Raw genomic sequence first — 25,203 nt, forward strand, 5'->3', positions numbered from 1 at the left:
GCTTGCGGGCCGGGCTTCTCTATTTCTCGCCGTTTCTTACCGGATTACTTCACGTTCAACGCGACGGCGATCTCGCCGGCAAGCCGGGCATTGTTCTCGACCAGCGCGATGTTGGTCTCGAGGCTGCGGCCCTCGGTCATTTCGAAGAGGTTGCTGAGCAGATAGGGCGTGACCGCCTTGCCGGTGATCTCGTCGTTCTCGGCATTGTCGAGCGCGCGGGCGATATAGATTTCCATCTCTTCGCGCGGGATCTCGGCAGCTTCCGGAACCGGATTGGCGACCAGCATGCCGCCTTCGACGCCGAGCAGCTCGCGCATGGTCTGGAAGTTGGCGATCGCGGCCGGGCTGTTCAGCATCAGCGGGCTCTTGAGGCCGCTGTCGCGTGACCAGAAGGCCGGGAAGATTTCGCTGTCATAGGTGACGACCGGAACGCCGCGGGTCTCGAGCACTTCGAGCGTCTTCGGAATGTCGAGGATCGCCTTCGCGCCGGCGCAGACGACGATGACACCGGTGCGGGCGAGTTCATCGAGGTCGGCGGAGATGTCAAAGGAGAGCTCCGCGCCACGGTGCACGCCGCCGATGCCGCCGGTCGCAAAGACGCGGATGCCGGCGCGGGCAGCAGCGATCATCGTCGCGGCGACGGTGGTCGCGCCGGTGCGGCGCTCGGCGATCGCGAAGGCGAGATCGGCGCGCGAGACCTTCATCGCGCCCTGGGTCTTGGCCAGTTCTTCGAGCTTGGCATCGTCAAGGCCGATATGCAGTACGCCATGAATGACGGCGATGGTCGCCGGCACGGCACCCTGTTCGCGGATGATCGCTTCAACGCTGCGGGCCATGTTCAGGTTGCCCGGGTAGGGCATGCCATGGGTGATGATGGTCGATTCCAGCGCCACGATCGGCGCGCCACGCGCCTTGGCGGCTGCGACCTCGTCGGAATATTCCATCGGCAGGAAGGGGGAAGCGGGTTTGGTCATGGTCTTTCCTTGGGAGTTCTGCTGGCAAATGTCATGACAGCATTTGGGGCGCGGGCACAAGGGCCAGCGCCTGTTCGAGATTGGCCGCGGACATCTCTTCGGATGCGGCCAAGGGAGAACGCAACGTCAAACCGGCGGCTGCGATGCCGTGCCGCAGGCAATCGGCGATATCGCGGCCGGCAAGGCGGGCGGAAAGGAAGCCGGAGGCGAGCGCGTCGCCAGCGCCGGTGACGTCGGCAAGGGCGGGCAGGGCCGGCGGCACGACGACACAGGCGCTGTCGCCCTCGAAGGCAACGACCGTACGGCCGCCCCGGGTCACGACGCCTCCGTTGATGCCCAGACCGCGCAACAGGGCCGGCCATTCTTCCGCCTCGGCCGCCTCCTTGCCGGCCAGCGCCCGCGCCTCGGATTCGTTCATGAACAGGAACGAGAGATGCGAGAGGCACGGCCGATAGCGGATGACCTTGGCCGGCGAAACAGCGATGCCGGCGACGAGGCGGCCGTTGCCGGCAGCCGACTGGGCAAGTGCGGCGATCGTTTCTTCCGGCAGGTTGGCATCGGTCAGCACCAGCTTGCTCGCGGCGATGACCTCGCGGAGCGCCCGCCGCTGCAACTGCCGTGGCGAGAACAGCCGGTAGAGCTCCATGTCGGCAAGCGCAATCACCAGATTGCCGTCGTTTTCGAGGATCGCCGTATAGCTCGGCGTCTGGCGATCAAGAAAGGTGAGGGGACTGTCGATGACGCCAGCGGCGGCCGCGGCTGCGGTCACCATCTCGCCGGCCGCATCACCGCCGCGGGTGCTGATCATGCGCACGCTGTGGCCAAGCCGCGCCAGGTTGCGCGCGGCATTGAAACCACCGCCGCCCGCTTCTTCGAACCAGCTTCCCGGATTGCTCGATCCGGGCGCTGTCGTTCCCGATATACGGCCGCGCCTGTCGATATGCGCGCCACCGAAAACGGCGATGTCAGCTTGCGTCATGAATGTTCCTCTGCTTGGCCTATCGGCCGAATATCTGTTGGCATCCTGCAATGCCGCGTCGCAAAGCGCCACGCGCCCGACCTGCTCAAAGTCTCATGCGCAGGCGAATCGGCCGAGCCTTGCCGGGCAGGTTCGAAGGGCTGGCGCCAACATTCGAAAACTCTGGTTTCGTTCCGTGAACAAGAATCGAACGTATCGTGAAAAGCTATTGTTTTTCAATGCGTTGTCGCGCTCTTGCAAATACGGAACAAAACATGTACAAAAACTCCTGCGGCGGCTTCATTGCCTCGGTAGCTTCAATAACCTAAAGGTGGACCAAATGGCACAAAACTCTTTGCGGCTCGTAGAGGACAAATCGGTGGATAAAAGCAAGGCACTTGAAGCGGCACTTTCCCAGATCGAACGTTCGTTCGGTAAGGGATCGATCATGAAGCTCGGTGGGAAGGACAGCATCATTGAGATCGAGACGGTTTCGACCGGCTCTCTCAGCCTCGACATCGCGCTCGGCATTGGCGGCCTGCCGAAGGGCCGCATCGTTGAAATTTACGGCCCGGAAAGCTCGGGTAAGACGACGCTGGCGCTGCAGACCGTCGCCGAAGCACAGAAGAAGGGCGGCATCTGCGCCTTCGTCGATGCTGAACACGCGCTTGACCCGGTTTATGCCCGCAAGCTCGGCGTCGATCTCGAAAACCTCTTGATCTCGCAGCCCGACACCGGCGAGCAGGCTCTGGAAATCACCGACACACTGGTGCGCTCCGGCGCGATCGACGTTCTCGTCGTCGACTCGGTTGCCGCACTTGTGCCGCGCGCCGAAATCGAAGGCGAAATGGGCGACAGCCTGCCGGGCATGCAGGCCCGCCTGATGAGCCAGGCGCTGCGCAAGCTGACGGCGTCGATCTCCAAGTCGAACTGCATGGTCATCTTCATCAACCAGATCCGCATGAAGATCGGCGTCATGTTCGGTTCGCCGGAAACCACCACCGGCGGCAACGCGCTGAAGTTCTACGCCTCGGTTCGCCTCGACATCCGCCGCATCGGCTCGGTCAAGGAGCGCGAAGAGGTCGTCGGCAACCAGACCCGCGTCAAGGTCGTCAAGAACAAGATGGCGCCTCCCTTCAAGCAGGTCGAATTCGACATCATGTATGGCGAGGGCGTATCGAAGACCGGCGAACTGGTCGACCTCGGCGTCAAGGCCGGCATCGTCGAAAAGTCTGGCGCCTGGTTCTCCTACAACAGCCAGCGTCTCGGCCAGGGCCGCGAGAACGCCAAGACGTTCCTGCGCGACAATCCGGATCTCGCGCGCGAAATCGAGACGGCGCTGCGCCAGAACGCCGGCCTGATCGCTGATCGGTTCCTCGAGAATGGCGGTCCGGAAGCGGACGACGGTGACGAGCCGCCGGAAACATAAGCCGCTCGGTCCACTGAGGTTACCAGAAAACCGGTCGTCCCGTGGGCGGCCGGTTTTTTGCTGGCGTCTGGACAGTCGGATATGTGAGCGATAAAAGCCTTTGGTTCCGGCGACCCAGCGCGTTGGAGGGTGCGGTCACCACGGGTGGCCGCAGGGTTTAGGGACAATGGCTTAGTGGCGCGGCATGGGCCGGACGCGGGCCGGAATCGGTGCTTAAGAATAGGACGCAAGATGAGCGGCGTGAATGAAATCCGGTCGACCTTTCTCGACTATTTCCGCAGGAACGGTCACGAGGTCGTGTCGTCGAGCCCGTTGGTGCCGCGCAACGACCCGACATTGATGTTCACCAATGCCGGCATGGTGCAGTTCAAGAACGTCTTCACCGGCCTGGAGCAGCGTCCCTATTCGACGGCCGTTACGGCGCAGAAGTGCGTTCGCGCCGGCGGCAAGCACAACGACCTCGACAATGTCGGCTACACCGCGCGTCACCACACCTTCTTCGAAATGCTCGGCAACTTCTCCTTCGGCGATTACTTCAAGGAGAACGCGATCGAGCTCGCCTGGAACCTGATCACCAAGGAGTATGGCCTCGACGCCAAGCGCCTGCTGGTCACGGTTTACCACACCGACGACGAGGCCTTCGATCTCTGGAAGAAGATCGCCGGTTTCTCCGACGACCGCATCATCCGCATCCCGACCAGTGACAACTTCTGGGCCATGGGAGATACCGGCCCCTGCGGCCCGTGCTCGGAAATCTTCTACGACCACGGCGACCATATCTGGGGCGGACCTCCGGGCTCGGCCGACGAAGACGGCGACCGCTTCATCGAGATCTGGAACCTCGTCTTCATGCAGTACGAGCAGATCACCAAGGAAGAGCGGGTCAACCTGCCGCGTCCGTCGATCGATACCGGCATGGGCCTCGAGCGTCTCGCAGCCGTCCTCCAGGGCGAACACGACAACTACGACATCGACCTCTTCCGCGCGCTGATCGCGGCTTCGGAAGAAGCGACCGGCGTCAAGGCTGAGGGCGACCGTCGCGCCAGCCATCGCGTCATTGCCGACCACCTGCGTTCGTCCGCCTTCCTGATCGCCGACGGCGTGCTGCCGTCGAACGAAGGCCGCGGCTACGTGCTTCGCCGCATCATGCGTCGTGCGATGCGTCACGCCCAGCTGCTCGGCGCCCAGGATCCGTTGATGTGGAAGCTCTTGCCGGCACTCGTCGGCCAGATGGGCCGCGCCTATCCGGAACTGGTGCGCGCCGAAGCGCTGATCTCCGAGACGCTGAAGCTTGAGGAAACCCGTTTCCGCAAGACGCTGGAGCGCGGTCTCAATCTGCTGTCCGACGCATCTGCCGATCTGTCTGAAGGCGACCAGTTCAACGGTGAAACCGCCTTCAAGCTCTACGACACCTACGGCTTCCCGCTCGACCTGACCCAGGACGCGCTGCGCGCCAAGGGCATCACCGTCGATACCGACGCCTTCTCGGTTGCCATGGAGCGCCAGAAGGCCGAAGCCCGCGCCAACTGGGCCGGTTCCGGTGAAGCTGCGACCGAAACCATCTGGTTCGAGCTCAAGGAAAAGCACGGCGCGACCGATTTCCTCGGCTATGACACCGAGACCGCCGAGGGCGTGATCCAGGCGATCGTGCGCGATGGCGCTGTCGTAGCAACCGCCGCCAAGGGCGACACCGTCCAGGTGGTGCTCAACCAGACGCCGTTCTACGGCGAATCGGGCGGCCAGATGGGCGATACCGGCACGATCACGACGGAAAGCGGCAAGCTCACCGTCACCGACACGCAGAAGCGCGGCGAGGGGCTCTTCGTCCACTTCGCGACCGTGGCCGAAGGCACGGTCAAGACCGGCGACGCCGCCCAGCTCGACGTCGATCACGCCCGCCGCTCGCGCCTGCGCGCCAACCATTCGGCAACGCACCTCCTGCATGAGGCGCTTCGCGAAGTGCTCGGCACCCACGTGGCCCAGAAGGGCTCTCTGGTAGCGCCGGAACGCCTGCGCTTCGACGTTTCTCATCCGAAGCCGATGACGGCCGAGGAGCTGAAGGTCGTTGAAGAGATGGCCAACGAGATCATCGTCCAGAACACGCCGGTGACCACGCGTCTGATGAGCGTCGATGATGCGATTGCCGAAGGTGCGATGGCGCTCTTCGGCGAGAAGTACGGCGACGAGGTTCGCGTCGTCTCGATGGGCCGCGGCATCCACGGCTCCAAGGCCAACCGCGCTTACTCCGTCGAACTCTGCGGCGGCACGCACGTGTCTGCCACCGGTGACATCGGCCTGGTGCGCGTCGTCTCGGAAAGCGCCGTCGGCGCCGGCGTTCGTCGCCTCGAGGCGCTGACCGGTGAAGCGGCACGCGCTTATCTGAACGAGCAGGACGAGCGCGTGAAGACGCTCGCCAACACGCTGAAGGTTCAGCCGGGCGACGTGCTCGGCCGCGTCGAGGCGCTGCTCGACGAGCGCCGCAAGCTGGAACGCGAGCTGACTGAGGCCAAGAAGAAGCTGGCACTCGGTGGTGGCGGCGAAGCGGGTTCGGCCGATGCCGCCCGCGAAATCGCCGGCGTTCGCTTCCTCGGCAAGGTCGTTTCGGGCGTCGAGCCCAAGGATCTGAAGAGCCTGGCCGATGACGGCAAGAAGAGCCTCGGCTCCGGCGTCGTTGCCTTCGTCGGCGTTTCCGGCGATGGCAAGGCAAGCGCGGTCGTTGCCGTGACCGACGACTTGACCTCGAAGCTCAGCGCCGTTGACCTCGTTCGCGTCGCATCCGCCGCTCTCGGCGGAAAGGGCGGCGGCGGCCGTCCCGACATGGCCCAGGCCGGCGGTCCGGATGGCGACAAGGCGGCCGAAGCGATCGAAGCGGTGGCCGTCGCACTCGCCGGCTGATTGGTACCCGCAGCGGTGGCCGTCGCACTCGCCGGCTGATTGGTACCCGCAGCAGAATAGGAAAAGGGGCGTCCGTTGCGGCGCCCTTTTTGTTTGCATCGGGCAGGGCTTGTGTAGCTTCACGCTCGCGGTCCCGCGAGCCCCCTCCGGTCGTGCGTGTCATACCCCGCCGGATCACCAGCCCACACGAACAGAGCCTCGGCGCCTCGGACGGTCAAACCGAAACGTGATTGCTGGCCAAGGCACCGTTCTGGGGTCCTGTATCGCGGAAGGCTCGTACAAATCTCAGTCGAAGCACGCCCGCAACTCCGCAGGATTTGTCAAATTGAGCTATGGTCTACCCATCCGTGAGCAAAGCGCGAAAGGTTGGACATGGAAGAGCGGGTAGCGTGGGCGACCTATGAACGGCGTCTGCACCGGGTCAGCGACTATATCTACGGTCATCTCGACGGCGATCTCGACCTTGATCGCCTTTCCGAGATTGCCTGTCTGTCGCCGCACCATTGGCACCGGATCTACCGGGCCGTTCACCGCGAGACGCTGGCAGGAACGGTGAAGCGGCTGCGGCTGCAGCGGGCAGCGGCCGATCTCGCCCAGACCGATCTTCCTGTCGAAACGATCGCGCAGCGCTCTGGCTATCCCAATCTGCAATCCTTCAACCGCACCTTCAAGGCCGCCTATGGGCTGCCGCCGGCGCGATACCGCAAGGAAGGGAGCCATGTCGCCTTTGAAACCGCTTCAACGGAAGGAATTCCAGACATGTATGAAGTCACCCTGAAGGACGTCGAAGCCTTCGACCTCGTCGGCGTCGCCCACACCGGCTCCTATATGGAGATCGGCAAGGCGTTCGAGACGCTCTATGGCACCCTCTTTTCACGGCAATTGTTCCGGCCGGACATGGAGATGATCGGCATCTACCTCGACGATCCGGAACTGGTGCCGGCGGAAAAACTGCGCTCCTTTGCCTGCGTCAGCGCGCGCGGACCGATGCCGGCGGAGGCGCCGTTGACCCCGCAGCATCTCGACGGCGGCCGCTATGCGGTGCTTCGCCACAAAGGCCCTTACGCGGATATGCCGAAGGCCTACCATTGGCTCTACGGCACATGGCTGCCGCAGTCCGGCCGCGATATCCGCGACAGCCTGATGTTCGAGAAATATCTCAACAATCCCCGCGAAGTTGCGCCGACCGAACTCTTGAGCGAGATCTATCTGCCTTTGAAGTGACAGACACCCGAGCACACACCCGCAATTGACGAATCAGTGTCCGAGCGGCACCTTTTGGTTCGGCGTGGCCTGCGCCGAACCTCCAAAGATCGTCCCCAGCACGATCCTTTCACGGAGGCAAAGGGGCTTCAGTCTCGGGTCGCAATCTCGGTCCCACCGTTTCGGGTCCGGTTGCTGGGGAACTTGCCCGAGACGCGAAAGGCCCTGTGATGACTGAAAACCGAAATTTCAAACGGCGTGTTCGCGCCCGTGCCGCCAAGACCGGCGAATCCTATACAACTGCACTCATGCATCTTCGCCAGGCTTCGGCGGAAGACTTGGTGGCGCAACCAAGATTGCTGCGCCTGGCCGTGGCGCAATCCGGCTATTTCGACGATCCCCGCGATGCGGCGGCACTTCACCATGCCGGCGAAGGGATCCGACACCTGATGCGGGAGGCGCATCGGGCCGGCGCGCGGGTGCTGCATTTCCCCGAGGGCGCGACGTGCTTTCCGAACAAGCGCATCATGTCGACGATCGGTCCGCGCGAAATAGGCCCGTCCGATTGGCGCCGTTTCGAGTGGACGGTTCTGCGCAAAGAGCTTGATGCCATACGGACGTTGGCGCGGGACCTCGGGCTATGGACGGTCCTTGGATCCGTTCACAAGCTCACCGAACCGCATCGCCCGCACAACAGCCTCTATGTGATCTCGGATAAGGGGGCGGTCGCGACACGCTACGATGAGCGCATGCTGTCGAACACCAAGGTCTCGTTCATGTACACGCCCGGAACGATCCCTTTGACGTTCGAGGTCGACGGCGTCCGCTTCGGCTGCGCGCTCGGCATCGAGTGCCACTTTCCCGAGATTTTCGGCGAATACGAACAGCTGAACGTCGATTGCGTGCTGTTTTCGACCTCCGGCGGCGCTCTGGCGAACGACATTGCCTTTGCCGCCGAGGTGCAGGGGCATGCTTCGATCAATCGCTATTGGGCGAGTTTTGCGGTTCTCGCGCAGCCCGGCCTGACGGCTCCTTCAGGGATTGTTTCGCCCGACGGGCAATGGGCGGTCCGATGCAGCGGGGATGGACCATCGATCGTCGTGGCGGATATCGGCAGGGACCCCGTCGATCCGGCCCGGCCATGGCGCCGGAGCGCGAGAGGCGGGATCTACGACCCACATATCGTCAGCGACGATCCGCGCAGCAGCAGCCGCGACATGTTCTAGCAGTCGCTGCCGGTAGCATGGCCGCGCTCGCCTTGAAGTCGTGCGAGTACCGGCTGCAGTCCGGCGCCGATCCGCGTTCCGGAATTTTGATCGGTCCAAAAAAGAAACCCGGCGCGAGGCCGGGTTTCGTTGTCTCTTCGACTGGAGCCTATCAGGCAGCCATGGCCTTCTGCAGGTTCTCGTCGATCTTGTCGAGGAAGCCGGTGGTCGAGAGCCACGGCTGATCGGGACCGATGAGGAGCGCCAGGTCCTTGGTCATGAAGCCGGCTTCGACGGTGTCGACGCAGACCTTCTCAAGCGTTTCGGAGAACTTTGCGAGTTCGGCGTTGCCGTCGAGCTTGGCGCGATGAGCGAGACCACGGGTCCAGGCAAAGATCGAGGCGATCGAGTTGGTCGAGGTTTCTTCGCCCTTCTGGTGCTGGCGGTAGTGGCGGGTAACCGTGCCGTGCGCGGCTTCGGCTTCGACCGTCTTGCCATCCGGCGTCATCAGAACCGAAGTCATCAGGCCGAGCGAGCCGAAGCCCTGGGCGACGATGTCCGACTGCACGTCGCCGTCGTAGTTCTTGCACGCCCAGACGTAGCCGCCGGACCACTTCAGGGCCGAAGCGACCATGTCGTCGATCAGGCGGTGTTCGTACCAGATCTTCAGTTCCTTGAACTTCTCGGCGAATTCGGCGTCGAACACCTGCTGGAAGATGTCCTTGAAGCGACCGTCATAGACCTTGAGGATGGTGTTCTTGGTCGACAGGTACACCGGAACCTTGCGCTGGATACCGTAGTTGAACGACGCGCGCGCGAATTCGGTGATCGAATCGTCCAGGTTGTACATACCCATGGCAACGCCGGCCGACGGTGCGTCGAAAACGTCGTATTCGATTTCCTTGCCGTCTTCACCGACGAACTTCATCGTCAGCTTGCCCTTGCCCGGGAACTTGAAGTCGGTGGCGCGGTACTGGTCGCCGAAGGCGTGACGGCCGACGATGATCGGCTTGGTCCAGCCCGGAACCAGGCGCGGAACGTTCTTGCAGATGATCGGCTCGCGGAAGATGACGCCGCCGAGGATGTTGCGGATCGTGCCGTTCGGCGACTTCCACATCTTCTTCAGCTTGAACTCCTCGACGCGGGCTTCATCCGGCGTGATCGTGGCGCACTTGACGCCGACGCCGTGCTTCTTGATCGCGTTGGCGGCGTCGATCGTTACCTGGTCTTCAGTAGCATCGCGGTTTTCGACGCTGAGGTCGTAATATTCCAGATCGACGTCGAGGTAGGGATGGATCAGCTTGTCCTTGATGAACTGCCAGATGATGCGGGTCATCTCATCGCCGTCGAGTTCGACGACCGGATTGGCGACCTTGATCTTTGCCATGAATATGCCTCGTAGCTTATGCGGGACAGCGGGAGCGATGTCCCTTCCTCTCTGAAAAATCCTGTGCCCTATAGCACTCAGAACCGACAAGGCAAAGCATGCTTGGCTGAAACTTTGGATGGAGGTGGAGACGGACCTCGGACGGCTCTTCGCCACCGCTTTTCGACGCCTGCTTTCGTCGCGCCGGCCTTGCAAAGATCGCATCTGCCGCTATGCAGGAAGAACCGGCGAAGGCGGCGCGCGTCCACAGGCGGCCGCGGGACAGGCAAAGGCTTCCGATGGCACTTCGTTCCCGTATGCGCGATTGGCTTCTTGCCAACGATCCGGCCTTTTCCCGCCTGCGGCAGGCCTCGCGCATCACCGCGACCATCGTCGTTTCCATCCTGCTGCTGATGGCGTTTCATTACCTCGTCGCACCGCTGCCGCCGGCCGCCTTCGGGCTTGCGGCGTCGCTGTCGATCGAAGGGGGACTGGCGGTGCGCGATCGCACCATTGCCGGCCAGCGGCTCACCCGCATCATCGCGGTCCTCGTCGGCGTTTCGATGGTCGGGCTTGCGTCGGTTCTCGAGAATCACCGCTACGTTTCCGACGTCGTCTTCCTGCTGATCATCTTTCTCGCGGTCTATGGCCGCTCCTTCGGCCCCCGAGGTTTTGCCGTCGGCATGTTCGCCTTCATGTCCTATTTCACCGGCGCCTATCTGAGGCCAACGCTCGACCAGTTGCCGGCCCTGTTCTTCGGGGCGGCAGTCTCGGCCACCGTCGCGCATCTCGTCCGCACGCGGCTGTTGCCGGATGATCGCTATCGCGACCTCCTGCGCGCCACCGCAAGCGTGCAGCGTCGCGTAGACCAGATGCTGCTGCAACTGGCGGAGATCGCCCGCAAGCCCGTTCTGTCACCGGCCGATCGTCGTCAGCTGCATGCGGCCGAAGAGCGGCTGAAGGAAGCGGTGCTGATGGCGGAAAGCTTCATTCCGACGGAAAACCGGCGGCCGGAACCGCAGCCCGGCCTTACGACCTCCGACCTCGTCATCAACCTCTTCGACCTGCATCTTGCGGCCGAAAGCGTGATGGTCGTCAGCTTCCAATCGATGCCGCCGCCGGCACTGGTGGAGGCGATGGTGGCGCGCGACGGCGAACGGATCGACGCGGAGATCGCGCGGCTCGGCGATGCCGCTCCGCGCCGCGAAGAAACGGTGAAGGCGCTGCTGTGGCTGCGCAACGTCCGGCAAAGGCTCGCCCGAAGCCTTGCAAAGCTGACGCCGGCCGATCTGGAAGAGCCGCCACTGCACTTGAGCGGCGTTGCCGCCCGCTGGAGGCCGTCGCTGAACGATCCCGCCTTGAAGGCGGCGATCCAGATCACGCTCGCTTCGGGTATCGCCATGGTGTTCGGGTTGATGCTGTCGCGGGAACGTTGGTTCTGGGCGGTGCTTGCGGCGTTTCTCGTCTTCACCAACACGCGCTCGCGCGGCGATACGGCGGTCAAGGCGCTGCAGCGCTCGGCCGGCACCCTGTTTGGCATTGTTGTCGGCATCATCGTCGGCACGCTGGTAGCCGGCAATATCTACCTGGTGCTGCCGCTCAGCGCACTTTGCGTCTTTCTCGCCTTCTATTTCCTCGCCGTCTCCTATGCGACGATGACCTTCTTCATCTCCGTCGTTCTGTCGCTGGTCTATAGCCTGATGGGCGTGCTGAGCCCGCATCTGCTGCAACTGCGCCTGGAGGAAACCATGATCGGCTCGATCGCCGGTGCGGCGGTCGCCTTCGTCGTGTTTCCGACGCGCACCCGCACGACGCTCGATGCCGCCGTCGCAACCTGGTGCGACGAACTCAAGGGCCTGCTGCAGGCGGCGCGGGACGGGGCATCGGGTCTGGTGCTCATTACCCGCTCGCAGGCGCTCGACCGCGCCTATCGTGACCTGGCCGCCGCCGCAAAGCCGCTCGGGCTTCCCTGGCAGTTGGTGACGCGTCCCGGTCATGTGCGCCAGGCGCTGGCGATCTTCATGGCCTGCACCTACTGGGCACGGGTTTTCGCGCGGCGTGTCGGCACGGATGCGGCGCTGGAAGGAACCGATTTCAAGGCGGACATCGACGCCAATCTCGCGCTCGTCCAGACGGTGCGCGACAAGGCCTCGGCCTATTTCTACCAGGTCGGCCGGATCGGTGCGCCGGTCGATCGCCACCTTCCGATTTCGAAGGACGATGCGGAGCTTGGTCTGGAAATGATCGGGGTGTCTCTCAACCGGCTTCATTTGTAGTGGACTTTAATTTCGCCCGCATTTGTGCAAGGGAAACGCCGAACGAAAGGCGAAGGCTAAGGAAATGGCAGGAACGAACAGCGAGCGCGAACTTCTGGCGGAAGGACCGGCGATCATTCTCGCCTATCCGCAGCTCGGCGAAAACATCGGTATGGTCGCCCGCGCGATGGCGAATTTCGGCCTGGCGGAGCTTCGGCTCGTCAATCCGCGCGACGGCTGGCCGAGCGAAAAGGCACGATCAGCCGCAAGCCGTGCCGACCACGTGATCGACGCTGCCAAGCTCTATGGTTCGGTCGAAGAGGCGATCGCCGATCTCAACTTCGTCTATGCCACGACCGCCCGCGACCGCGATGGCTACAAGCCGGTGCGTTCGCCGATCGTCGCGGCGCGCACGCTCCGCCAGCGCTTCCAGACCGGAGAGAAAACCGGCATCCTGTTCGGCCGCGAGCGCACGGGCCTCACCAACGAAGAGGTGGCTCTGGCCGACGAGATCGTGACCTTTCCGGTCAATCCCGCTTTCGCCTCGCTCAATCTCGCCCAGGCGGTGCTTCTGATGTCCTATGAATGGCTGAAGACCGGCATGGAGTCTGAGGACCAGACCTCGTTCCAGGCGATCTCGCAGCGGCCGGCGACCAAGGAACACCTGCAGGGTCTGTTCGAGCATGTCGAGGAAGCGCTTGAGGCGCGCAACTACTTCCGTTCCGCCGACAAAAAGCCGAAATTGGTCGAGAACCTGCGCGCGGTTCTGACCAGGCCGTCCTTTACCGAATCCGAAATCCAGGTGCTGCGCGGCGTCATTTCTTCGCTCGACCGGTTCACGCGGGAAAACCCGCGCGGCTCCGGCGCTCCGGGCGAACACAGCAGGAAAGCGCGAGACAAAGGTGACAGCGAGTGAACTGAAACCCATCCTCGTCTTCGACAGCGGCATCGGTGGCTTGACCGTGCTGCGAGAGGCGAGGGTGCTGATGCCCGAGCGGCATTTCATCTATGTCGCCGACGATGCCGGCTTTCCCTATGGCGGCTGGGAAGAGGCGGCGCTGAAAGAGCGCGTGATCGCGCTCTTCGGCCGGCTGCTTTCCGAGCATGATCCGGAAATTTGCGTGATCGCCTGCAACACCGCCTTCACGCTGGTCGGCGCCGATCTGCGCGCGGCCTTTCCTCAGATGACCTTTGTCGGCACGGTGCCCGCGATCAAGCCGGCGGCAGAGCGCACACGCTCCGGCCTCGTTTCGGTGCTGGCGACCCCGGGTACCGTCAAGCGGGCCTATACGCGCGATCTCATCCAGTCCTTCGCCAGCCAATGCCATGTGCGGCTCGTCGGCTCCGAAAACCTCGCCAAGATGGCGGAGGCCTATATCCGCGGCGAGAAACTGGACGACGAAACGGTACTAGCCGAGATCGCACCGTGTTTCGTCGAGATGGACGGCAGGAAGACCGATATCGTCGTGCTTGCCTGCACCCACTATCCCTTCATGGCGAACGTCTTCCGCAGGCTGGCACCCTGGCCGGTCGACTGGCTGGATCCGGCCGAAGCGATTGCCAGACGGGCGCGTTCGCTCGTGCCGCAACCGAACGGCTTCGAACCGCTCAACGGCCAGGACCCGGCGATCTTCACCTCCGGCAAACCGGATTTCGCCACGCGGCGGCTGATGCAGGGCTTTGGCCTGACGGTGGCACTTGATGCCATCGGGGAAAAGCGAGCAGGGCATGCCGAAGCGATCGGGTAGTGCCCCGTTCATGCGTTCCTATGGCCGGCACGGTGCTTTAAAAGAAGATCGCCAGCAACAGGCCGATCAGAACAGCTAGCACGCAGGCGGCGCGAAAGCGCATGCGGCTGGCGCGTTCGGCGTCGTCTTTCGAGGCGACCCGTTGCGTGTCCTTGTAAGCATCGCGCATACGGCGATCGAGATTGTTCAGTTCCATCTGCTGCGCTGTTTCGTGGTGCTGCATTCCTGCCCCGGCAAATCGCTTCGACCAAATCGCATATGGGCGTCCGTGCCTTCTCGCAAAAGTACGACATTCAACTTTATATTGTGACCGCCAGATTCTACATCCGGTTCTTTTCCGAGGAGACTTTCCTAAGCGTATTCCCTGTGGGTTATGTGCGCCGACGGCAGGATTTCCGGGAAATCCGTGCTAGGTGTCGCCCGATAGGCGGTCTCCGCGTGATCGCGAATCAATCAAGAGTATTCAGGCACAGTGCGCAACGGTATCGCATCCGGACCTGCGTAAGATTTAACATGACGAGGTGGAAATGAAGGTCGGCATCGACATGGGAGCGACGTCCGAAGGGACATCGGCCTCGCTCGATATCGAGGAGCTTCTGGCCACCCGTCTCTTGGTGCAGGGCAATTCCGGTTCGGGCAAGTCACATCTGTTGCGCCGGCTGCTGGAACAGTCCGCGCCCTGGGTGCAGCAGTGCATCATCGACCCTGAGGGTGATTTCGTCACGCTCGCCGACAAGTTCGGCCATGTCGTGGTCGAGGGTGAACGCACCGACGCCGAGCTGATCGGCATTGCCAACCGCATTCGCCAGCATCGTGTTTCCTGCGTGCTCTCGCTTGAAGGTCTCGATATCGAGCAGCAGATGCGCAATGCCGGCGTGTTCCTGAACGCCATGTTCGATGCGGATCGCGAGTTCTGGTATCCGGTGCTGGTCGTCGTCGACGAGGCGCAGATGTTTGCGCCGTCGGTTGCCGGCGACGTCACCGAAGAGGTGCGCAAGATTTCGCTCGGCGCCATGACCAACCTGATGTGCCGCGGCCGTAAACGCGGCCTTGCCGGAGTGATCGCCACGCAGCGCCTGGCAAAGCTCGCCAAGAACGTGGCGGCGGAAGCCTCGAACTTCCTGATGGGCCGTACCTTCCTCGACATCGACATGCTGCGCGCCGCCGATCTGCTCGGTATGGACCGGCGCACGGCGGAAATGTTCCGCGACCTCAAGCGCGGTTCCTTCGTCGCGCTTGGCCCGGCGCTGTCGCGCCGGCCGCTCAAGGTGACGATCGGCGCGGTCGAGACCTCGGCGCGCTCGACGAGCCCGAAGCTGATGCCGCTGCCCGAGGCGCCGCAGGACGTCGAGGATCTGATCTTCACGCCGGATCCGGAGGAGCTGACGCGGCCGATCATGCGCCGCGCCGTTGCGCCGCCGCGCCCGACGACCGACATCCTGGCCGAGCTCTCCCGCCCGCGGCCCGAGCCTGCCGCGCCGGTCGAGGCAAGGCAGGCGCAGCCGGAACTTTCCGCCGAGGAAAAAGAGAGCCTGCTCGACAGCGTCTTTGTCGAAATCCTCAGCAATCCGGAAGCGGCCTTCCGCCCCGATGCAGAACTGTTCCAGGATTTTCTGGTGCGATGCCGCATTCGCCGGCTGCCATCCGGTGCAGCCCTGTCGCTGAGCGCCTTCCGCCGCAAGATGGCCGTCGCGCGCTCCGGCATCGACGCGGAGACGGCGGCAACAGAAACCTGGGCGCAGGCCTTGCAGCTTGCCGATCGCGTTACCGAGGACTTGCAGGCCGTGTTCCTGATGATGGCGCAGGCGGCCGTCCGCGGCCTGCCGTGCCCTTCCGACGCGATGATCGCGCGCGCCTATGGCACGCACTCCGCAAGGCGGGCCCGCCGTCTGCTCGGCTACTTCGAGGAGCATGGGTTGATCGTCATCCATGCGGATTTTGCCGGAAAGCGCATCGTCGCGTTCCCGGACCTTGGCAGCGAGACCGCTCCAGGCGACGCCAACGGGCCGGATGTGACGGCTGCGGCTGCCGCTGCGGCGGAGTGAACCTGGACCTTTCGCGTAAAGGCATCAGCTATTCCGACCACGCTCAGACGGCGCTGGCGCGTTACGGTGTCGTGGCGTCAGACCCATTCCTGGATGACGTGATCGGACGCGTGGATGCAGGTCATCTGCAGGCGGCCGGTGCCGGTATTGACGAAGCGGTGCGGCGTCTCCGGATCGACGACGATGATATCGCCGGCCTTACCCATGATCTTCTGCTCTCCGACGGTGAACTCCGCTTCGCCCGAGTGCACGATCCATGTTTCCGGATAGGGATGAACGTGAAGGGCAGGCCCCTGGCCAGGCTCGGCATCCATCAGGAACAGCGAGATCGGCGTGCCGAATTGCCCACCTTCAAACAGGATCGTGCGGTTTGGGCTCTGCTTCTGTTCTGTAAGGGGAATGACATGAAACATGCTGGCCTCCATCGTCGTCCGGGTTGGCTTCCCAACGGGAATAAATTATCTTCACGAGAAGATATTATCCGAAACTATCTTCTCGTCAAGATATATTGACCGATGCCGAGGTGAACGATGCAGAATGAGAATGAGGGAAGGGACCATGTGGACCGTCTGCAAGCGCAGTGGGCTGCCGAACTGCCCGACCTGAATACCGAGCCTATGGCCATCCTCGGGCGCGCCTACCGGCTTTCCAATCTGGTGCGCCCCTCGATCGAGGAGACCTTTGCCTCTTTCGGCATCGACCGCGGCGAGTTCGACGTGATCTCGACGCTGCGGCGATCCGGCCCGCCTTACCGGCTGACGCCGACGGATCTCTATACGCTGCTGATGATTTCGTCCGGTGGACTGACGCACCGGCTCGACCGGCTGCAGAAGGCAGGATTGATCCAGCGGGAACGCTCGGCGTCCGACGGCCGCAGCAGCGTCGTCGGGCTGACGGAAAAGGGAATAGCCCTTGCGGAAACCGCCTTTCGCGCCGACATGGCGAGCGAGTCGCGCTACCTCGAGGTGCTGAGCAAGCAAGACCGCACGGCGCTGGCGGCGCTCCTCAGGAAACTGCTGATTTCGTTGGAGCAAGCGCCACCGAGTGATCCGGCCTGATCAACGGCTGTTTGTCACGATTTCGTTTGACAACAGGAGCCGGACCCACTAAAGCCGCCCCAACGCCGGGCAGAAATGTCCGGTGTTTCATTTGACATGTCCCGTGGCTTCTCCGTCTGCGTGATCGTGAGAAACCTGTCAGAGCCCCGAAAATGGGTTCAGAGGAGGGCGTGTTTCCTTGATCCGGTTTGGAAACAGGCCGGTGTAACTGTTTGAAAGGAAATGCGATGAGCAAGCGCGAATCGTCCAAGTACAAAATTGACCGCCGTATGGGCGAAAACATCTGGGGCCGTCCGAAGTCCCCGGTAAACCGCCGCGAATACGGCCCGGGCCAGCACGGCCAGCGCCGCAAGTCCAAGCTCTCGGACTTCGGTGTACAGCTGCGCGCCAAGCAGAAGCTCAAGGGCTACTACGGCGACATCCGCGAGAAGCAGTTCCGCGCGATCTTCGCCGAAGCTGACCGCCGCAAGGGTGACACCCCGGAAAACCTGATCGGCCTGCTCGAATCGCGCCTCGACGCGATCGTCTACCGCGCCAAGTTCGTTCCGACGGTCTTTGCTGCCCGTCAGTTCGTCAACCACGGCCACGTCAAGGTCAACGGCGTCCGCGTCAACATCGGTTCCTACCGTTGCAAGCCGGGCGACGTCATCGAAGTCAAGGAAAAGTCCAAGCAGCTCGTAACCGTTCTCGAATCGGTTTCGCTCGCTGAACGCGACGTTCCGGACTACATCGAAGCCGATCACAACAAGATGGTCGCGACCTTCGTCCGCGTACCGGTTCTCTCCGACGTGCCTTACGCCGTCGTCATGGAACCGCACCTGGTCGTCGAATTCTATTCGCGTTAATCCGAGGCTCTCGCCTTGTGACGTTTCGAAAGCCGCCCGGAAACGGGCGGCTTTTTTGTCAGTGCCGATCAGCATCCGCGCTACCGCGGACCCCAGCGAATAAGCGCCTTATCGTCGCCTCGATCCGAAAGCGATGACCAAGAGGGAAGCCCGATGCCCGAAGAGCAGAAGCCGCAGGATCTGCAGGCGATCATCGACGACATTCATCGGGAGCTGAGCCCCCGGTTCGGCCAGGGCAAGGTCGCCGACTACATTCCACAGCTCGCGCGCGTGGACGCCAAGCATTTCGGCATGGCGATCGTGACCACAGGCGGCCAGATCTATCGCGTCGGCGATGCCGAGGTGCCGTTCTCGATCCAGAGCGTCTCCAAGGTCTTCACGCTGACGCTGGCCCTCGGCAAGCACGGCGAGAACATCTGGCACCGTGTCGGCCGCGAGCCCTCAGGCTCCGCCTTCAACTCGATCGTCCAGCTCGAGCAAGAGGGCGGAAAGCCGCGCAACCCCTTCATCAATGCCGGCGCCATCACCATCAGCGACTTGATCCTTGCCGGCCATACGCCGCGGGAACTGATCGGCGAGATCGTACAGTTCGTCCGCTATCTCGCCGACGACGACCAGATCGTCATCGACCATGAGGTCGCGCGTTCGGAGACGGCCACCGGTTACCGGAACTTCGCGCTTGCCAATTTCATGCGCTCCTTCGGCAAGCTCGACCACCCCGTCGACCACGTGCTCGGCGTCTATTTCCATCACTGCGCGCTTTCCATGACCTGCAGCCAGCTTGCGAAAGCCGGGCTGTTTCTGGCCGCCGGCGGCAGCAATCCGCTGACCGGCCATAACGTCGTCTCGCGCCAGCGGGCGCGGCGCATCAACGCACTGATGCTGACCTGCGGCCACTATGACGGCTCGGGCGATTTTGCCTATCGCGTCGGCCTGCCGGGAAAGAGCGGCGTTGGCGGCGGCATTCTGGCGGTGGCGCCTGGCAAGGCGTCGGTTGCCGTCTGGTCGCCTGGCCTCAACGAAAACGGCAATTCGCTGCTCGGATCGCTGGCGCTCGAAATGCTCGCGGCGCGCACTGGCTGGTCGGTCTTCGGTCCCTGAACTCGTCCGACAAGGGCGATCTGCACTGTGCGGCCGATTTCCCTTGATCTTGACGGCTGGAGCGGGCAAGTGCTGGCCCAAGATTAGCCGGGCGCCGGTTGCGCCTGCCTGCCGCACAGGATCCCCGCCATGGACCTTTCGCTCAACGCGTCGCAAGACCAGGCCGAAACCATTTTTGAGACCGAAATCGACGCCGGCGCGCATCCGCTGTTCAGCCGCATGCCGTCCTCCGTCTCGTTTAATAAGCTGCGCAAGCGCCTTCTTCGCCAGACCCGCCAGGCGCTCGACGACTTCGGCATGCTGAAGGGCGCCAAGCGCTGGCTGATCGGCCTTTCCGGCGGCAAGGACAGCTACAGCCTGCTGGCGCTGCTCATGGATCTGCAATGGCGCGGGCTGCTGCCGGTGGAGCTCATTGCCTGCAACCTCGACCAGGGCCAGCCGAACTTCCCGAAGCACATCCTGCCGGAATACCTGGCATCGATCGGCGTCAAGCATCGCATCGAGTATCGCGACACCTACTCGATCGTGAAGGAAAAGGTGCCGACGGGGGCGACCTACTGTTCGCTCTGTTCGCGGCTGCGCCGCGGCAACCTCTATCGCATCGCCCGTGAAGAGGGCTGCGACGCGCTGGTGCTCGGCCACCACCGCGAGGACATTCTCGAAACCTTCTTCATGAACTTCTTCCACGGCGGCCGGCTGGCTTCGATGCCGGCAAAGCTCTTGAACGACGAGGGCGACCTGATGCTGCTTCGGCCACTCGCCTATGCGGCCGAGGACGATCTCGCCAAGTTCGCGGCGGCCATGGAGTTTCCGATCATCCCGTGCGACCTCTGCGGCTCGCAGGACGGCCTCGAGCGCAATGCGATGAAGGCGATGCTGGCCGATATCGAGCGACGCATGCCGGGCCGCAAGGACACGATGCTGCGGGCGCTTGGCCACGTGAACCCGTCGCACCTGCTCGATCCCAAGCTGTTCGATTTCCAGTCCCTCACACCGGAGCCCAAAGAATGAGCCATTCCGTCGACATTGCCGGCCTTGCCAATCTGCTGCAGGAAGCGGCGGTGAAAGAGATCCTGCCGCGGTTCCGCAATCTTGAAGCCGGCGACGTCAGGGTGAAATCGGAAGCGATCGACCTCGTGACCGAGGGCGACGAGGCGGCCGAACGGCTGATCAAGGCACGCATCGAAGACGTCGCGCCGGGCGCACTTTTCGTCGGCGAAGAATCGGTTGCGGCCGACCCGGCGCTGCTCGACAAGCTCGCCGATGCCGATCTCGCCGTCGTCGTCGACCCGATCGACGGCACCTTCAATTTCGCCGCCGGCGTGCCGCTCTTCGGCGTTATGGCAAGCGTCGTCGCCAAGGGCGAGACGGTTGCCGGCATCATCTACGATCCGCTCGGCAACGACTGGGTGATCGCCGAGAAGGGCTCCGGCGCCTGGATGTGCCGCGCCAATGGATCGCAGGAGCGCCTGTCGGTCACCGCAGGCGTGCCGCTCGAGGCCATGGTCGGCGGTGCCTCGACCGGTTTTTACAAGCAGGAAGCACGCCGCGAAGTCATGGCCAACATGGCCAAGGTTCGCATCGCCACCAGCTACCGCTGCGCCGCGCATGAATATCGCATGCTTGCCGGCGGTCACATCCACTTCCTGATGTACCAGAAGCTGATGCCGTGGGATCACCTGGCTGGCACGCTGATTTCGCAGGAAGCCGGCGCCTATGCCGCCCGCTTCGACGGCTCGCCCTATCTGCCGTCCCATCTCAATGGCGGCCTGCTGCTTGCCACCGACAAGGAGAGCTGGGAGACGCTGCGCCGCGAGGTCTTCACGGTCTAAGCCGTTCGAAGCAGCCCAAAATACAAAGCCCGCCCGGATTGCTCCGGGCGGGCTTTTTGTTTGCCTTACGGCGGCCGGTTACATATGGCCGCCACCGTGATCCATGCTGACGTCCTTGTCGCCGGGATGGGTAAAGAGCTTGCCCTTCTCGGCCCAGAGCGTTGCCAGGATGGTCAAGGCCCCGAAGAGGGCGAAGCCGCCGAACAGCGGCTGCAGCGTGCCGTTGAAGAGCTGGCCGACGGCGCCGCCGATGAGCGCGCCACCGGTCGTCGAGACGAAGCCGGTGATCGCCGTAGCGGTGCCGGCAAGGTGACCCATCGGCTCCAGGCTGATCGCGGTGAAGTTCGTCGCGATGACCGCGAAGAACATCAGGAGCACCGAGAACATCAGATAGCTGACGACGAAGGCCGGCGTGCCGGAGAGCGACATCACGAAGCCCGCGACCGAGATCAGCGTAAACAGGATCATCGAGACATGCGAGATGCGGCGCATGCCGAAGCTGCGGACGAAGAAGCCGTTGGCGAAGTTGGCGACAGCAATGCCACCGGCCGTACCTGCAAAGGCGATCGGCAGCCAGTCACCGAGGCCGTAGACCTCGCCGAAGATCTGCTGGACCGTGACGATGTAGGCGCAGATGACGGCGGTAAACATCGTCATGCCGATCATGTAGCCGCAAGTGATGCGGTTGGTGAGAACGGTCTTGAAACCCGACGCGACCGCACCGACGGAGAGCGGCATGCGCTCTTCGCGCGGCAGGGACTCCTTCATGCGGGAAAAGGCCCAGACGAAGAGGATCGCGCCGATGACGCCGATCAGGATGAAGATCCAGTGCCAGTTGGCATAGAGGATGACGAGCTGGCCGATCGACGGAGCGACGATCGGTACGATCATGAAGACGATCATCACATAGGACATGACGCGCGCCATTTCGCGGCCGCCGAAGCAGTCGCGCACGATCGCCATGGTGGTGATGCGGATGGCCGCAGCACCGATGCCCTGGATGAAGCGCAGGATCAGCAGCGTCTCGAAGCTCTGGGTGAGGGCGGCGGCAAACATCGACACGGTGAAGAAGGCGAGGCCGCCGAGCAGCACCTTGCGGCGGCCGAAGGCATCGGACAGGCTGCCGAAGAAGATCTGCGAGATGCCGAAGCCGAGGAAGAAGACGCCGATCACCAGCTGGCTGTCGTTGGTGTTGGCGACGTTCAGCGACTGGCCGATTGCCGGCAGAGCCGGCAGCATGCTGTCGATGGCGATGGCGACGCTCGCCGTCATGACGGCGATGGTGATGATGAATTCGACGATGCCCATGTTGAGGCGCTCGGCCCCCGAGACCCCGTCGACATGTTCGGATTGATTGGTGATGGTGGACATTGGGAAAACCCGTAAATTCAATCTTTGGAAAAGGCTGGTCGGCGGTTTAGAGCGCGACAGCGACAGTTGGCGCTTTAGAGCTCAGCCGGCCGGCTGATGGTGCGGTTTGAACAGCTTGCCGCGTTCGGCGATGAGCACGAAGACGAGGCCGATGGCCGCGACGGTGAAGTAGCCGGTGGCAAGCGGGGTGGCCGTTCCGTCGAAGGACTGGCCGATGAAGGCTCCGATCACGCTCCCGCCGATCGTCTGCATGAAGCCGAGAACCGAGGACGCCGTGCCGGCGACATGGCCGAGCGGCTCCATGGCCATGGCGTTGAAGTTTGGCGCGATCAGCCCGAACTGGAACATCGTGGCGCAATAGAGGACCACGAAGGCCGGGAAGGGCAGCGGCGCATAGAGCGAGGCCGACATCCAGATGAAGCTTGCGAGCGTAAAGCCGCAGAGGGCCGCATGGGACAACGGCCGCATGCCGAAGCGGCGGACGAGGCGGGAGTTGGTAAAGGAAGCGACCGCCATCATACTCGCGAAAGCCGCAAAGACAAGCGGAAACCACACGCCCAGATCGTAGACGCCGACCAGCACCTGCTGCGCCGAGTTGATGAAGCCGAAGAGCGCGCCAAGGATAACCGAGGTCGCGAGCGTATAAAGCAGCGACAACCGGTTGGTCAGCACGATGCGGAAACCGCTTAGGATTACCGAAGGCGTGAAGGCGCGGCGGTGGGCCGGATCAAGCGTTTCGCCGAGCTTCGACAGCACGATCGCGATGTTCATCACCGCATAAAGCGCGACGATGACAAAGATCATATGCCACTCGGCAAAGCTGATGATGAGCTGGCCGATCGACGGGGCGATCACAGGCACGATCATGAACACCATCATGACCAGCGACATCACCTCGGCCATCTGCCGGCCGCCATAGACGTCGCGGACGATCGAGATGGTGATGACGCGCGTGGCAGCCGCACCCGCGCCCTGCATGAAGCGAAGGGCGAGCATGAGGCCGAAGGTCGGCACCATGGCAATTGCCACCGCACAGACGGCATAAAGGGCAAGGCCCGCCAGAAGCGGCGGCTTGCGCCCGAACCGGTCCGACAGTGGGCCGAAGAACAGCTGCGCCACGCCCATGCCGAGCAGGTAGGCGGTGATGATGTATTGCCGCTCGTTTTCCGACGCCACGCCCAGGCTGGCCCCGATTTCCTGGAGGCCCGGCAGCATGATGTCGATCGAAATCGCGTTCGTCGCCATCAGTGTGGCCATCAGCGCGATGAACTGGAATTTCGTGAGGCCGGGCAGGGCATCGTCGTTGGTCGTGCTTGTCATTTCAAAAGTCCTAGCGGCGCGGTGGGCGCCAAGCGAAACAGGTCTGGGTCCGGACCGCTCCGGAAAAAGAAGGATGTCGGCTGGCTAAATGCCGGTCGGCACAGGGATGTCAGGCGGGAGCGACCGGGAAGCCGCACCACATGGACCGGGCCTGCAGGAAGCGGCGGGAGCATCGATCGGCAGCGACGGGGTCATTTCCGTGCCGAGGCCGGAGCGGGAACCGCTGCTGCTTATGCCGAACGATCGCGACTGCTTCATGACAGGCCGAAAATGCGGCCCCAGGCCTCGCTGCAGAACGCCGGAAACGTTTCAGGAAGGAAGCCTGCTTTCACAAACATTCAAACGGTCATTGCGCGAACCAAGCGCGCAAAGCCTTTGGGAAGACAACGAAAATCGAGATCCGGACGGAACGTCCGAATCAAAAAAGGCGGTTGCCCGCCTTCTCCGATGGATCGGGACAAGGCGTCCTTAGATCAGGCGACAGCGCCCTTGACGGCGATACCCTGCTCCGAAAGGTGGGACTGAAGTTCGCCGGCCTGGAACATCTCACGCACGATGTCGCAACCGCCGACGAATTCGCCCTTGACGTAGAGCTGCGGGATCGTCGGCCAGTTGGAATAGTCCTTGATGCCCTGGCGCAGGTCCGCGTCGGCGAGCACGTTGATGCCCTTGTAGTCGACGCCGATGTAGTCGAGAATCTGGACCACCTGACCGGAGAAGCCACACTGCGGGAACTGCGGCGTACCCTTCATGAAGAGCACCACATCGTTCGTCTTGACTTCGTTGTCGATGAATTCGTGAATTCCGCTCATCCTGTCTTCCTTCCTGCGCCGGCTTCAAGGGCCGGATATCGATTGGGTCTTAGATAGCATGCATATTGGTGATTTTCACCACCCAATCGCAACAAATATTGATGGGCCTCAAGATGTGGTTTTAATACCACTCAAGCCGTGCGGCGCCGCGCCTTGCTGCGCGCCGCCGAGGTTTTCCGCCGGCTGACCTGTTTCTTCGCCGGCTTGCGGATGGCGGCTTCAAGGATATCCGCGAGGATGCCGCCGCCAGAGGCCGCCGGCCGCGTCCGGCGCTTCGTCCGCTTGGTGGTCGTGCGCTTGACGCCGGTCTTCCTCAGAATTTCCTTGAGCGCGCTGTCAACTACGCCGCTGACGAGTTCCTTGATCAGGTCAGCCACGCCAGCTTACTCCGGCGCGCTCGTCTGAAGTGCCAGGGCATGTAGCACGCCGCCCATATTGCCCTTCAGTGCGTTGTAGACCATCTGGTGCTGCTGCACGCGGCTTTTGCCACGAAACGCTTCGGCCACGACTTCGGCGGCATAGTGGTCGCCGTCACCGGCCAGATCGCGGATCGTGACCTTGGCTCCGGGAATCCCCGCCTTGATCATGTCTTCGATGTCGCCTGGTGTCATGGGCATGATACGCCAACTCCCTTTTTATTCTGCAACGTCAGCAGCCTGCCGACGTTGTCCATGAAACAAGGGAACCACGATTCAGGGGCGGAACGCAATTGCTGAATTGGGTGAGGGAGGGCAGTTGCCAGCGCCGACACGATCAAATGATCGCCCTCGGCAGCGCCTGCAAGCA

At 62.9% G+C, this 25,203-nt stretch carries 23 protein-coding genes; 13 read left to right on the forward strand and 10 right to left on the reverse strand.

All coding sequences use genetic code 11. The features are described from left to right. Nucleotides 1-44: 44 nt before the first annotated feature. Complete coding sequence (locus ASD63_RS04005) at nucleotides 45-974, reverse strand: pseudouridine-5'-phosphate glycosidase (protein WP_034794581.1); 930 nt, start codon at nucleotides 972-974, stop codon at nucleotides 45-47. A 31-nt stretch (nucleotides 975-1,005) separates the two neighbouring features. Further along, nucleotides 1,006-1,953 carry a carbohydrate kinase family protein gene (locus ASD63_RS04010; protein WP_034794577.1) on the reverse strand — a complete coding sequence of 316 codons (948 nt, stop codon included), beginning with the start codon at nucleotides 1,951-1,953 and terminating at the stop codon, nucleotides 1,006-1,008. 319 nt (nucleotides 1,954-2,272) lie between these two features. Between ASD63_RS04010 and recA the strand changes: the two genes are divergently transcribed. From recA to ASD63_RS04030, 4 genes are all read left to right on the forward strand, one after another. Continuing rightward, complete coding sequence (recA, locus tag ASD63_RS04015; protein ID WP_034794574.1) at nucleotides 2,273-3,361, forward strand: recombinase RecA; 1,089 nt, start codon at nucleotides 2,273-2,275, stop codon at nucleotides 3,359-3,361. Between the two features lie 231 nt (nucleotides 3,362-3,592). Continuing rightward, the gene (alaS, locus tag ASD63_RS04020) at nucleotides 3,593-6,256 is read left to right on the forward strand and encodes an alanine--tRNA ligase (RefSeq protein ID WP_034794561.1); all 2,664 of its coding nucleotides are present in this window, start codon (nucleotides 3,593-3,595) and stop codon (nucleotides 6,254-6,256) included. Between the two features lie 372 nt (nucleotides 6,257-6,628). Further along, the gene (locus ASD63_RS04025; RefSeq protein WP_034794558.1) at nucleotides 6,629-7,480 is read left to right on the forward strand and encodes a GyrI-like domain-containing protein; all 852 of its coding nucleotides are present in this window, start codon (nucleotides 6,629-6,631) and stop codon (nucleotides 7,478-7,480) included. A gap of 209 nt (nucleotides 7,481-7,689) precedes the next feature. Further along, a complete protein-coding gene (locus tag ASD63_RS04030; RefSeq protein ID WP_034794555.1) occupies nucleotides 7,690-8,685 on the forward strand; it encodes a carbon-nitrogen hydrolase family protein in 996 nt (331 codons plus the stop codon). Nucleotides 8,686-8,836: 151 nt separating this feature from the next. On the opposite strand, the gene ASD63_RS04035 is transcribed toward ASD63_RS04030, so the two are convergent. Next, nucleotides 8,837-10,051 (reverse strand): NADP-dependent isocitrate dehydrogenase, encoded by a 1,215-nt coding sequence (locus tag ASD63_RS04035; RefSeq protein WP_034794552.1) that lies wholly within the window; start codon nucleotides 10,049-10,051, stop codon nucleotides 8,837-8,839. A 278-nt stretch (nucleotides 10,052-10,329) separates the two neighbouring features. Between ASD63_RS04035 and ASD63_RS04040 the strand changes: the two genes are divergently transcribed. The 3 genes from ASD63_RS04040 (at nucleotide 10,330) to murI (ending at nucleotide 14,033) form a co-directional block, all read left to right on the forward strand. After that, nucleotides 10,330-12,306, forward strand: coding sequence for an FUSC family protein (locus ASD63_RS04040; RefSeq protein WP_034794651.1), 1,977 nt, complete (start codon nucleotides 10,330-10,332; stop codon nucleotides 12,304-12,306). Nucleotides 12,307-12,370: 64 nt separating this feature from the next. Next, the gene (locus tag ASD63_RS04045) at nucleotides 12,371-13,201 is read left to right on the forward strand and encodes an RNA methyltransferase (RefSeq protein ID WP_034794549.1); all 831 of its coding nucleotides are present in this window, start codon (nucleotides 12,371-12,373) and stop codon (nucleotides 13,199-13,201) included. Continuing rightward, nucleotides 13,188-14,033 carry a glutamate racemase gene (gene murI, locus ASD63_RS04050; RefSeq protein WP_034794546.1) on the forward strand — a complete coding sequence of 282 codons (846 nt, stop codon included), beginning with the start codon at nucleotides 13,188-13,190 and terminating at the stop codon, nucleotides 14,031-14,033. The genes ASD63_RS04045 and murI overlap by 14 nt, the downstream gene beginning before the upstream one ends. Before the next feature lie 37 nt (nucleotides 14,034-14,070). Here murI and ASD63_RS04055 read toward each other — a convergent pair whose 3' ends face one another. Beyond that, on the reverse strand, nucleotides 14,071-14,256 hold the full coding sequence (locus ASD63_RS04055) for a hypothetical protein (protein ID WP_034794543.1): 186 nt from the start codon (nucleotides 14,254-14,256) through the stop codon (nucleotides 14,071-14,073). A gap of 304 nt (nucleotides 14,257-14,560) precedes the next feature. Here ASD63_RS04055 and ASD63_RS04065 point away from each other — a divergent pair, with 304 nt between their 5' ends. Next, entirely contained in the window at nucleotides 14,561-16,078 is a 1,518-nt protein-coding gene (locus ASD63_RS04065; protein ID WP_034794538.1) for an ATP-binding protein, read from the forward strand. Nucleotides 16,079-16,155: 77 nt separating this feature from the next. On the opposite strand, the gene ASD63_RS04070 is transcribed toward ASD63_RS04065, so the two are convergent. Then, nucleotides 16,156-16,491 (reverse strand): cupin domain-containing protein, encoded by a 336-nt coding sequence (locus tag ASD63_RS04070; RefSeq protein ID WP_034794649.1) that lies wholly within the window; start codon nucleotides 16,489-16,491, stop codon nucleotides 16,156-16,158. A gap of 117 nt (nucleotides 16,492-16,608) precedes the next feature. Here ASD63_RS04070 and ASD63_RS04075 point away from each other — a divergent pair, with 117 nt between their 5' ends. From ASD63_RS04075 to ASD63_RS04095, 5 genes are all read left to right on the forward strand, one after another. Continuing rightward, nucleotides 16,609-17,136 carry a MarR family transcriptional regulator gene (locus tag ASD63_RS04075; protein WP_034794535.1) on the forward strand — a complete coding sequence of 176 codons (528 nt, stop codon included), beginning with the start codon at nucleotides 16,609-16,611 and terminating at the stop codon, nucleotides 17,134-17,136. 227 nt (nucleotides 17,137-17,363) lie between these two features. After that, the gene (gene rpsD, locus ASD63_RS04080) at nucleotides 17,364-17,981 is read left to right on the forward strand and encodes a 30S ribosomal protein S4 (RefSeq protein WP_034794529.1); all 618 of its coding nucleotides are present in this window, start codon (nucleotides 17,364-17,366) and stop codon (nucleotides 17,979-17,981) included. A gap of 153 nt (nucleotides 17,982-18,134) precedes the next feature. Next, nucleotides 18,135-19,082 carry a glutaminase gene (locus ASD63_RS04085; RefSeq protein ID WP_034794526.1) on the forward strand — a complete coding sequence of 316 codons (948 nt, stop codon included), beginning with the start codon at nucleotides 18,135-18,137 and terminating at the stop codon, nucleotides 19,080-19,082. A gap of 129 nt (nucleotides 19,083-19,211) precedes the next feature. Next, entirely contained in the window at nucleotides 19,212-20,093 is an 882-nt protein-coding gene (gene ttcA / locus ASD63_RS04090) for a tRNA 2-thiocytidine(32) synthetase TtcA (protein ID WP_034794511.1), read from the forward strand. Further along, nucleotides 20,090-20,914 carry an inositol monophosphatase family protein gene (locus tag ASD63_RS04095; protein ID WP_034794509.1) on the forward strand — a complete coding sequence of 275 codons (825 nt, stop codon included), beginning with the start codon at nucleotides 20,090-20,092 and terminating at the stop codon, nucleotides 20,912-20,914. Before ttcA ends, ASD63_RS04095 begins: the two co-directional genes overlap by 4 nt. 78 nt (nucleotides 20,915-20,992) lie before the next feature. On the opposite strand, the gene ASD63_RS04100 is transcribed toward ASD63_RS04095, so the two are convergent. From ASD63_RS04100 to ASD63_RS04120, 5 genes are all read right to left on the reverse strand, one after another. After that, nucleotides 20,993-22,285 carry a multidrug effflux MFS transporter gene (locus ASD63_RS04100; protein ID WP_034794494.1) on the reverse strand — a complete coding sequence of 431 codons (1,293 nt, stop codon included), beginning with the start codon at nucleotides 22,283-22,285 and terminating at the stop codon, nucleotides 20,993-20,995. Between the two features lie 81 nt (nucleotides 22,286-22,366). After that, nucleotides 22,367-23,605 (reverse strand): multidrug effflux MFS transporter, encoded by a 1,239-nt coding sequence (locus tag ASD63_RS04105; protein WP_034794489.1) that lies wholly within the window; start codon nucleotides 23,603-23,605, stop codon nucleotides 22,367-22,369. A gap of 473 nt (nucleotides 23,606-24,078) precedes the next feature. After that, nucleotides 24,079-24,417: a Grx4 family monothiol glutaredoxin gene (grxD, locus tag ASD63_RS04110; protein ID WP_034794485.1), complete on the reverse strand. Its 339-nt coding sequence runs from the start codon at nucleotides 24,415-24,417 to the stop codon at nucleotides 24,079-24,081. A gap of 131 nt (nucleotides 24,418-24,548) precedes the next feature. Continuing rightward, a complete protein-coding gene (locus ASD63_RS04115) occupies nucleotides 24,549-24,794 on the reverse strand; it encodes a hypothetical protein (RefSeq protein WP_034794450.1) in 246 nt (81 codons plus the stop codon). A 6-nt stretch (nucleotides 24,795-24,800) separates the two neighbouring features. Next, entirely contained in the window at nucleotides 24,801-25,034 is a 234-nt protein-coding gene (locus tag ASD63_RS04120; protein WP_034794447.1) for a BolA family transcriptional regulator, read from the reverse strand. Between the last annotated feature and the right edge of the window lie 169 nt (nucleotides 25,035-25,203).

It is taken from the genome of Ensifer sp. Root558 (assembly GCF_001427045.1).
GTDB classification, from domain to species: Bacteria; Pseudomonadota; Alphaproteobacteria; order Rhizobiales; family Rhizobiaceae; genus Ensifer; species Ensifer adhaerens.

Bases quoted from the DNA above. Each gene is read 5' to 3' on its own strand.
- ASD63_RS04005 (WP_034794581.1), bottom strand. From the start codon at position 974: ATGACCAAACCCGCTTCCCCCTTCCTGCCGATGGAATATTCCGACGAG.
- ASD63_RS04010 (WP_034794577.1), bottom strand. From the start codon at position 1,953: ATGACGCAAGCTGACATCGCCGTTTTCGGTGGCGCGCATATCGACAGG.
- recA (WP_034794574.1), top strand. From the start codon at position 2,273: ATGGCACAAAACTCTTTGCGGCTCGTAGAGGACAAATCGGTGGATAAA.
- alaS (WP_034794561.1), top strand. From the start codon at position 3,593: ATGAGCGGCGTGAATGAAATCCGGTCGACCTTTCTCGACTATTTCCGC.
- ASD63_RS04025 (WP_034794558.1), top strand. From the start codon at position 6,629: ATGGAAGAGCGGGTAGCGTGGGCGACCTATGAACGGCGTCTGCACCGG.
- ASD63_RS04030 (WP_034794555.1), top strand. From the start codon at position 7,690: ATGACTGAAAACCGAAATTTCAAACGGCGTGTTCGCGCCCGTGCCGCC.
- ASD63_RS04035 (WP_034794552.1), bottom strand. From the start codon at position 10,051: ATGGCAAAGATCAAGGTCGCCAATCCGGTCGTCGAACTCGACGGCGAT.
- ASD63_RS04040 (WP_034794651.1), top strand. From the start codon at position 10,330: ATGGCACTTCGTTCCCGTATGCGCGATTGGCTTCTTGCCAACGATCCG.
- ASD63_RS04045 (WP_034794549.1), top strand. From the start codon at position 12,371: ATGGCAGGAACGAACAGCGAGCGCGAACTTCTGGCGGAAGGACCGGCG.
- ASD63_RS04055 (WP_034794543.1), bottom strand. From the start codon at position 14,256: ATGCAGCACCACGAAACAGCGCAGCAGATGGAACTGAACAATCTCGAT.
- ASD63_RS04065 (WP_034794538.1), top strand. From the start codon at position 14,561: ATGAAGGTCGGCATCGACATGGGAGCGACGTCCGAAGGGACATCGGCC.
- ASD63_RS04070 (WP_034794649.1), bottom strand. From the start codon at position 16,491: ATGTTTCATGTCATTCCCCTTACAGAACAGAAGCAGAGCCCAAACCGC.
- ASD63_RS04075 (WP_034794535.1), top strand. From the start codon at position 16,609: ATGCAGAATGAGAATGAGGGAAGGGACCATGTGGACCGTCTGCAAGCG.
- rpsD (WP_034794529.1), top strand. From the start codon at position 17,364: ATGAGCAAGCGCGAATCGTCCAAGTACAAAATTGACCGCCGTATGGGC.
- ASD63_RS04085 (WP_034794526.1), top strand. From the start codon at position 18,135: ATGCCCGAAGAGCAGAAGCCGCAGGATCTGCAGGCGATCATCGACGAC.
- ttcA (WP_034794511.1), top strand. From the start codon at position 19,212: ATGGACCTTTCGCTCAACGCGTCGCAAGACCAGGCCGAAACCATTTTT.
- ASD63_RS04095 (WP_034794509.1), top strand. From the start codon at position 20,090: ATGAGCCATTCCGTCGACATTGCCGGCCTTGCCAATCTGCTGCAGGAA.
- ASD63_RS04100 (WP_034794494.1), bottom strand. From the start codon at position 22,285: ATGTCCACCATCACCAATCAATCCGAACATGTCGACGGGGTCTCGGGG.
- ASD63_RS04105 (WP_034794489.1), bottom strand. From the start codon at position 23,605: ATGACAAGCACGACCAACGACGATGCCCTGCCCGGCCTCACGAAATTC.
- grxD (WP_034794485.1), bottom strand. From the start codon at position 24,417: ATGAGCGGAATTCACGAATTCATCGACAACGAAGTCAAGACGAACGAT.
- ASD63_RS04120 (WP_034794447.1), bottom strand. From the start codon at position 25,034: ATGCCCATGACACCAGGCGACATCGAAGACATGATCAAGGCGGGGATT.